The sequence below is a fragment of the Caldimonas sp. genome (genome assembly GCF_046289365.1).
Classification (GTDB): domain Bacteria; phylum Pseudomonadota; class Gammaproteobacteria; order Burkholderiales; family Burkholderiaceae_C; genus Caldimonas.
Map to the genome: position 1 here is coordinate 30,812 of NZ_JBKBVU010000011.1, position 7,657 is coordinate 38,468.

The 7,657-nt window shown below is 68.3% G+C and carries 7 protein-coding genes; 3 read left to right on the forward strand and 4 right to left on the reverse strand.

Annotation, left to right across the window (positions count from 1 at the left end; genetic code table 11):
- Positions 1-228 precede the first annotated feature (228 nt).
- Positions 229-1,221 (forward strand): Bug family tripartite tricarboxylate transporter substrate binding protein, encoded by a 993-nt coding sequence (locus ACK42S_RS02350; RefSeq protein ID WP_409702841.1) that lies wholly within the window; start codon positions 229-231, stop codon positions 1,219-1,221.
- Between the two features lie 49 nt (positions 1,222-1,270).
- Here ACK42S_RS02350 and ACK42S_RS02355 read toward each other — a convergent pair whose 3' ends face one another.
- A complete protein-coding gene (locus tag ACK42S_RS02355) occupies positions 1,271-1,876 on the reverse strand; it encodes a 2-hydroxychromene-2-carboxylate isomerase (RefSeq protein ID WP_409702843.1) in 606 nt (201 codons plus the stop codon).
- Positions 1,877-1,960: 84 nt separating this feature from the next.
- Positions 1,961-2,698 carry a lipase secretion chaperone gene (locus ACK42S_RS02360; RefSeq protein ID WP_409702845.1) on the reverse strand — a complete coding sequence of 246 codons (738 nt, stop codon included), beginning with the start codon at positions 2,696-2,698 and terminating at the stop codon, positions 1,961-1,963.
- Positions 2,699-2,932: 234 nt separating this feature from the next.
- Between ACK42S_RS02360 and ACK42S_RS02365 the strand changes: the two genes are divergently transcribed.
- Positions 2,933-3,817, forward strand: coding sequence for an alpha/beta hydrolase family protein (locus ACK42S_RS02365; protein ID WP_409702847.1), 885 nt, complete (start codon positions 2,933-2,935; stop codon positions 3,815-3,817).
- Positions 3,818-3,837: 20 nt separating this feature from the next.
- Here the strand turns inward: ACK42S_RS02365 and uvrA are convergent, their stop codons facing one another.
- On the reverse strand, positions 3,838-6,750 hold the full coding sequence (gene uvrA, locus ACK42S_RS02370; RefSeq protein WP_409702849.1) for an excinuclease ABC subunit UvrA: 2,913 nt from the start codon (positions 6,748-6,750) through the stop codon (positions 3,838-3,840).
- Between the two features lie 104 nt (positions 6,751-6,854).
- Between uvrA and ACK42S_RS02375 the strand changes: the two genes are divergently transcribed.
- Complete coding sequence (locus ACK42S_RS02375) at positions 6,855-7,286, forward strand: Ig-like domain-containing protein (RefSeq protein ID WP_409702851.1); 432 nt, start codon at positions 6,855-6,857, stop codon at positions 7,284-7,286.
- On the opposite strand, the gene ACK42S_RS02380 is transcribed toward ACK42S_RS02375, so the two are convergent.
- A partial coding sequence (locus tag ACK42S_RS02380; protein ID WP_409702853.1) for a ketopantoate reductase family protein occupies positions 7,270-7,657 on the reverse strand: 388 nt, incomplete at its 5' end. The genes ACK42S_RS02375 and ACK42S_RS02380 overlap by 17 nt on opposite strands.

Below are 7,657 nucleotides of genomic sequence, written 5' to 3' on the forward strand. Positions count from 1 at the left end.
GCTGTCATAGGGCGGTTGGGAAAGGCGCCCCGGATTCTAGGAGCCACCCTGGGACGGCAGGTCTACGCGCTCACCCTAGGAAAGACCTGGCCGACACCACGCAAACGGCGCGAACGTGCACTATTGCCGATCGCCGCGCCGGCGGACCGACCCGGGGATCGCCCCGATGCAGACCGCCGGCGGCTGCGTCCACACTGCGGGAGACTTTCGATCGACGACGGAGACCTCATGAAACGCTTCACCCGCCGCGGCCTGTGCCTGGCCGCCCTCGCCCTGGCCTTCGCGCCGGCCCTGCAGGCGCAGTCGGCCTGGCCCACCAAGCCCGTGCGCATCGTCGTGCCCTTTGCCCCGGGCGGCACCACCGACATCCTGGCCCGTGCGCTGGCCCCCGAGCTCAGCCGGGCCTTCGGACAACAGTTCGTGGTGGACAACAAACCCGGCGCCGGCGGCAACGTGGGCGCGGCCGAGGTCGCGCGCGCCGCGCCCGACGGCTACACCCTCCTGATGGGCACGGTGGGCACCCATGGCATCAACGTCTCGCTGTACGGCAAGCTGCCCTACGACCCGCAGAAGGACTTCGCGCCCGTGACCCTGGTGGCCGGCGTGCCCAATGTGCTGGTGATGAACCCGGCCAAGGCGGCCGAGTACAAGATCGAGACCGTCCCGGACCTGATCCGCTATGCCAAAGCCCACCCCGGCAAGCTCAACATGGCCTCCAGCGGCAACGGCACGTCCATCCATTTGGCGGGCGAGTTGTTCAAGACCATGACCGGCACCTACATGGTCCACTTTCCCTATCGCGGCTCGGCGCCGGCCGTGACCGACCTGATCGGCGGCCAGATGGACCTGATGTTCGACAACCTGCCCTCGTCGATGCCGCACATCAAGGCCGGCAAGCTCAAGGCCCTGGCGGTGACCAGCGCCTCGCGCTCGGAGGCCCTGCCGGACGTGCCGACGATTGCCGAGGCCGGCCCGCTCAAGGGCTATGAAGCCAGCTCGTGGTTCGGCCTGCTGGCCCCGGCAGGCACGAGCGCCGACATCGTCAACCGCTTGCAGCAGGAAACCGCCAAGGCCCTGGCCAATCCGGCGATCAAGGAGCGGCTGCAGTCCCAAGGCGCCATTCCGAGCGGCAACACCCCGGCGGAATTCGCCCGCCTGATCGACAGCGAGATCAAGAAATGGGCGGCCGTCGTGAAGGCCTCGGGGGCGAAGGTGGACTGAAAGGCCTCGGATCTCGCCCCCCGGGGCTGCGGGCGGCCACGCGCGGGCCTCAGCCCCGGGCCAGGCGTCGCTCGACGAAATCGAGCCGGTCCTGGCCCCAGAACAGCTCGCCGTCGATGACGTAGCTGGGCGCACCGAACACCCCGGCGTCGATGGCTTGCTGGGTGTTGGCCTCATAGCGCTCGTGCACCGTTTGGCTGTGGGCGTCTTCGATGCGCGAGGACGGCAATTCGCTTTCGCGCAGCAGCGCTGCGAGCACCGCCTCATCGGCGATGTTGCGCTGCTCGGCCCACACAGCCCGCGTGACCGCCGTGACCAGGCGCATCGCCGCCTCGGTGCCGTCCTTGAGGTCCACCGCGACGATGAGTTTGGCCGCGTCGTCACCGGCGACCGGAAAGTAGGCCGGCTCCGGGTGGATGGGAATGTTCAGGTACTCGCCGAAACGCTTGAGCTCCAACAGCCGGTAGGCTTGGCGCTGGGGCGCGCGCTGCTTGAGCGGCAGCCCGCCCGAGACCGGGAAGACCTTGCCGCCCAGATCCATGGGCAGCACGCGGATCGTCGCGCGATGGCGCCGGGCGATGTCCCAGAAACGCAAATGGCCCAGGTAGACATAGGGCGACTGCGGGGCGAGGTAGTAATCGACGGTCAAAGTCATGGGGGCGCTCCTGGCAGTGCTTGCGCACTGTACGGCGAGCCTCACCGCGGCGCAGCCGGGCCGCCGCGATCCCCCCTGGTGCACTCAGGATCCGCCAGACACGGCCACCGACGGCTCCTCGACGATGGCCTGCTGCAGCTGCGGCGGCAGTCGTTCGCGCAAAGCTTGCAAACGCGCGCTGCGCTCTTCGGGGCTGAGGGAGGCATCCTGGGCCACGAAGGCCGCCTCCATCACCACGCGACCATGCTCCATGCCCTCACCGAACAGGGCTTGCGCCGTCTCGGCACCGAAATGCTGCCGCTGCAAGGCTTGCATGCGATCGAAAAACTGCTGCGCATCTTGTGCGTTGGCGGGTATGCCCCATTGCTGCAATTGCGCACGCGCTTGGCCCAGGTAGTCCCGATAGGTCTGGATCAGGCCCAGCGCGCGCTGGGCATCGGCGGCCGGCAAACCGTCACGCAGCGTCCAGGACAAGCGCTCCAAGTCCTGGGCGTCCCAGTGTTCGGGCATGTGCGACAGCACCGTCTCCAAGGCGTCGAGGGTGCGCTCGTCGATCGTCAAGCCCCCCGCGTAGCCGATGTCGAACAAACGCGCGACATCGACCGTCAAGCCCATCAGATCGATGGGCTCGCGCAAGCCGGGGCTGGCATCCGCCGCGGCGGAAGCCTGCGGCATGGCCCCTTCGGAGACGGCTCGCGCCTGCGGCGCAACCCCGGCCCGGGGCTCGTCGGGAGCCGCCTGCCAAAGCTGCCAGGCCGCCACCAGGCCCACGGCCACGACGGCGGCCGCAAGCCAGGCAAGAGTGCGTCGGGAGATCAGCATGCGCGCATCTTGCACCGCCGCCAACCCTTTGGATCTAGGGAATGCACGGGCAGCAGATGACACCCGGGAGACAGGGGCATTCCCCGGTCTCGGGAAAACCCGTGGGAGACGCACGCCCGCGCGTGCAATGATGAAAGTGCACGGCCGTGCATTTTAATATGTTTCAATCAGAAACAGGCTGTTCCAGCCAGGGCCGCGCATTCATCATCATGCATGACGTTCGGAGACATCTTCATGAAATCTTGGACTCTTTCGACGATGGCCGCAGCGATTGCGGCTGGTGCGGCCTTGTTGGCGCCCGCCGCTGCTCAAGCCCAATATCAAAAAGGCCCCGACCCCACGGCCTCGGCTCTGGAGCGCAACGGCCCGTTTGCCATTCGCAGCACCTCGGTGTCGCGCTATGCGGTCAGTGGTTTTGGCGGCGGGCGCCTGTACTACCCCACGGCCAGCGGCACCTACGGCGCGATCGCGGTGTCGCCGGGCTTCACTGGCACGTCCTCGACGATGACCTTCTGGGGCGAACGCCTGGCCTCGCACGGCTTCGTCGTGCTCGTCATCGACACCATCACCTTGTACGACCAACCCGACAGCCGGGCCCGTCAGCTCCAGGCCGCGTTGGATTATCTGGCCACACAAAACGGCCGCAGCTCCAGCCCGATCTATCGCAAGGTGGACACCAGCCGCCGCGCGGTGGCCGGTCATTCCATGGGCGGTGGCGGCTCGCTGCTGGCCGCGCGTGACAACCCCAGCTACAAGGCCGCCATCCCGATGGCGCCGTGGAACACCTCGTCCACGGCCTTCCGCACCGTGAGCGTGCCCACGATGATCTTCGGCTGCCAAGACGACAGCATCGCGCCGGTGTCCAGCCATGCCATCCCGTTCTACAACGCCATCCCGAGCAGCACGCGCAAGAACTACGTCGAGATCCGCAACGACGACCACTTCTGCGTGATGAACGGTGGCGGCCATGACGCCACGCTGGGCAAGCTGGGCATCTCGTGGATGAAGCGCTTCGTCGACAACGACACGCGCTACAGCCCCTTCGTGTGCGGGGCCGAGTACAACCGCGTGATCACGAGCTACGAGGTCTCGCGCTCGTACAACAACTGCCCGTACTGAACGCTGAACGCGGCCCCGGCTCAGCTCAGCAACGGTCGCAGGTAGCGGCCGGTATGGCTCGCAGGGTGGCGGGCGATGTCCTCGGGCGTGCCGGCGGCCACCACGGTGCCACCGCCGGCCCCGCCTTCGGGGCCCATGTCGATGACCCAGTCGGCGGTCTTGATGACGTCCAGGTTGTGCTCGATCACCACGATCGTGTTGCCGTGGTCGCGCAACTGGTGCAGCACGCGCAGCAGCAGCCCGATGTCGTGGAAATGCAGCCCGGTGGTGGGTTCGTCCAGGATGTACAGCGTGCGACCGGTGTCGCGCTTGGACAGCTCCAGCGCCAGCTTCACGCGCTGCGCCTCGCCGCCCGACAACGTGGTGGCGCTTTGTCCCAGGCGGATGTAGCCCAGGCCCACGTCGAGCAGTGTCTTGAGCTTGCGCGCGATCGCCGGCACGGCGTCGAAAAAGGCGTAGGCGTCTTCCACCGTGAGGTCCAGCACCTCGGTGATGTTCTTGCCCTTGTAGAGCACCTCCAGCGTCTCGCGGTTGTAGCGCCGGCCGTGGCAGACGTCGCAGGGCACGTACACATCGGGCAGGAAGTGCATTTCCACCTTGATCACGCCGTCGCCCTGGCAGGCCTCGCAGCGCCCGCCGGCCACGTTGAACGAAAAGCGCCCCGGGCCATAGCCGCGTTCACGCGCCATCGGCACCTCGGCGAACAGCTCGCGGATGGGGGTGAAGAGCCCCGTGTAGGTCGCGGGGTTCGATCGCGGGGTGCGGCCGATGGGCGATTGGTCGACGTTGATGACCTTGTCGAAGACGTCCAGCCCCTCGATCTCGTCGTGCGGTGCCGGCTCCAGGTGGCTCTGGTAGAGCTTGCGCGCCACCGCGGCGTACAGGGTATCGTTGACCAGCGTGGACTTGCCCGAGCCGGACACGCCGGTCACGCAGGTGAACAGACCCACCGGGATCTCGACCGTGACGCCGCGCAGATTGTTGCCGCGTGCATTGACGATGCGCAGCACTTGCGGGTCGGTGCTGTCGGCCAGCCGCCGGCGGCGCGCCGGCACCGGGATCTTCAGCTTGCGCGCCAGGTACTGGCCGGTGAGCGACTCCTCATGGGCCGCCACCTCGGCCGGCGTGCCCTGGGCGATGACGCGCCCACCGTGCACGCCAGCCCCCGGCCCCATGTCCACCACGTGGTCGGCCGCCAGGATCATGTCCTCGTCGTGCTCGACCACCAGCACCGAATTGCCGAGGTCGCGCAGGTGCTTGAGCGTGCCGATCAGGCGGTCGTTGTCGCGCTGGTGCAACCCGATGCTGGGCTCGTCGAGCACGTACATCACCCCCGTCAGGCCCGAGCCGATCTGGCTGGCCAGGCGGATGCGCTGGGCCTCGCCACCGCTGAGGGTGTCGGCACTGCGGTCCAGGCTGAGGTAGTCGAGGCCCACGTTGTTGAGAAAGCTCAGGCGCGAGCGGATCTCGCGGATCACCTTGTCGGCGATCTCGGCCTTGGCGCCCTTGAGCTGCAGCGTCTCGAAGGTGCGCAGCGCCTGCGCCAGCGTGGCACGCGAGATCTCGTAGATCGGCGTGCCCCTGCCGCTGGCGGCATCGACCAGGCGCACGTGGCGGGCCTCGCGGCGCAATCGCGTGCCGTGGCAGTCGGGGCAGGGCTTGTTGCTCTGGTAGCGGGCCAGTTCCTCGCGCACGGCCACCGAATCGGTCTCGCGCCAGCGGCGCTCGAAGTTGGGCAGGATGCCCTCGAAGGGATGCGAGCGCCTCACGCTGCGCTTGCGCCCAGCGCTGCCTTCGGCCTCGTAGACGAACTCGATGGCTTCCTCGCCCGAGCCGTACAGGATCACCCGGCGGGCCGGCTCGGGCAGGTCCTCGAAGGGCGTGTCGAGGTCGAAACCGTAGTGCCGTGCCACACTTTCGAGCATCGAGAAGGTGTAGGCGTTGCGGCGGTCCCAGCCCTTGATCGCGCCGCTGGCCAGGCTCAAAGAGGGGAAGGCCACCACGCGCTGCGGATCGAAAGCCGTGACCTCGCCCAGGCCGTCGCACGTGGGGCAGGCGCCCACCGGTGAGTTGAACGAGAACAGCCGCGGCTCCAGCTCGGCCAGCGAATAGCTGCACACCGGGCAGGCAAACTTGCTGGAGAAGAGGTGCTCGGTGAGCGAGTCCATCTCCAGCGCGATGGCGCGCCCGTCGGCGATGCGCAGTGCAGCCTCGAAGCTCTCGGCCAGGCGTTGCTGCAGCCCCGGCTTGATCCTGAGGCGATCGACGACCACGTCGATGTCGTGCTTCTCGGTCTTCTTCAGCTTGGGCAGTTCAGCGGCCTCATAGACGACACCGGCCTGTCCGCCCGAGCCGATGCGAAAGCGCACGAAGCCCTGGGCCTGCATGTCCTGGAAGAGCTCGACGAACTCGCCCTTGCGGTCACGCACCACGGGCGCGAGGATCATCACCCGCGTATCCTCGGGCAGGGCCAGCACGGCATCGACCATCTGGCTCACGCTCTGCGCTTCCAGCGGCAGGTCGTGGTCGGGGCAGTAGGGGGTGCCCGCACGGGCATAGAGCAGACGCAGGTAGTCGTGGATCTCGGTGACCGTGCCCACGGTGGAGCGCGGGTTGTGGCTGGTGGCCTTCTGCTCGATGCTGATCGCCGGGCTCAGGCCCTCGATCACGTCCACGTCGGGCTTGTCCATGAGCTGCAGGAACTGCCGCGCATAGGCCGAGAGGCTTTCCACGTAGCGGCGCTGCCCTTCGGCGTACAGCGTGTCGAAGGCCAGCGAGGACTTGCCCGAGCCCGACAGCCCGGTGATCACCACCAGTTGCTGGCGCGGCAGGTCCAGGTCGATGTTCTTGAGGTTGTGGGTGCGGGCGCCGCGCACGCGGATCAGGGGGGCATCGGCCGACAGGATGGGAGCGACGGGCGGGCGCTGGGACATGGGACGCGGCAGGAACGCTAAACCGGCCATCATAGTGCGCCACGCCGACGGGCGTTGACCGCAAGGGCCGGGACAAGCCCCGGCGCAAACGCTAGGATGCGCTCATGACACCCCCAATCCCCCTGTCCGCACGGTGCCGACGCCAGCTGCCGGCGGCCCTGGCCCTGGCGGCCCTGACCGGCTGCGGAGGCGGCGTGTTCGTCGAGTGGGGTCAGGGCTGGATTGGCTGGGACGGGGGCTGGGACCGCCACCCCCCGAGCGTGTCGCTCGTCGTCTCGCCCGCAAGCGCGAGCGCCGGTGCCACCGTCTTGCTCTCGGCCGCGGCCAGCGACGACAGCGGCATCGACGAAGTCCTCTTCTTCCGGCGCAGCGGCGAGACCGCCGTGCTGCTGGGCAGCGTCGGACGCAGCCCCTACACCTGGACCACCACGGTGCCGTCGGACGCCAGCGGCTCGGTGGGCTACTTCGCGCGCGCGGTGGACGTGGCCGACCGCCGCACCGACAGCGCCACGGTCACGGTCACGGTGTTGCCCTGAGCGGCTGGGCCTCGAGCAGCTTGACCAGGGCCCACAAGGCACGGTTGACCGGGGTGGCCACCCCGTGCACCGCCGCTCGGCGCACGACCAGGCCGTTGAGGTGATCGATCTCGCTGGGCTTGCCGCGCGCCAGGTCCTGGGCGGTGGACGAATACTGCGCCGGCATCGTGCCGGCCAGGCGACGCACCGCCTCGTGGGCATCGCCGGGCAGCGTCACGCCTTCGGCGCGCGCCACGGCCAGGCATTCGTCCACCACATCGCGCATCACCTCGGCGACGCCCTCGCCCTGCACCAGGCGGCCATAGGGCAGGCGGGCGATGGCCGACAAGGCGTTGTAGGCGCAGTTGAGCACGAGCTTGGCCCACAAAGCC

Bases quoted from the DNA above. Each gene is read 5' to 3' on its own strand.
- ACK42S_RS02350 (WP_409702841.1), top strand. From the start codon at position 229: ATGAAACGCTTCACCCGCCGCGGCCTGTGCCTGGCCGCCCTCGCCCTG.
- ACK42S_RS02355 (WP_409702843.1), bottom strand. From the start codon at position 1,876: ATGACTTTGACCGTCGATTACTACCTCGCCCCGCAGTCGCCCTATGTC.
- ACK42S_RS02360 (WP_409702845.1), bottom strand. From the start codon at position 2,698: ATGCTGATCTCCCGACGCACTCTTGCCTGGCTTGCGGCCGCCGTCGTG.
- ACK42S_RS02365 (WP_409702847.1), top strand. From the start codon at position 2,933: ATGAAATCTTGGACTCTTTCGACGATGGCCGCAGCGATTGCGGCTGGT.
- uvrA (WP_409702849.1), bottom strand. From the start codon at position 6,750: ATGTCCCAGCGCCCGCCCGTCGCTCCCATCCTGTCGGCCGATGCCCCC.
- ACK42S_RS02375 (WP_409702851.1), top strand. From the start codon at position 6,855: ATGACACCCCCAATCCCCCTGTCCGCACGGTGCCGACGCCAGCTGCCG.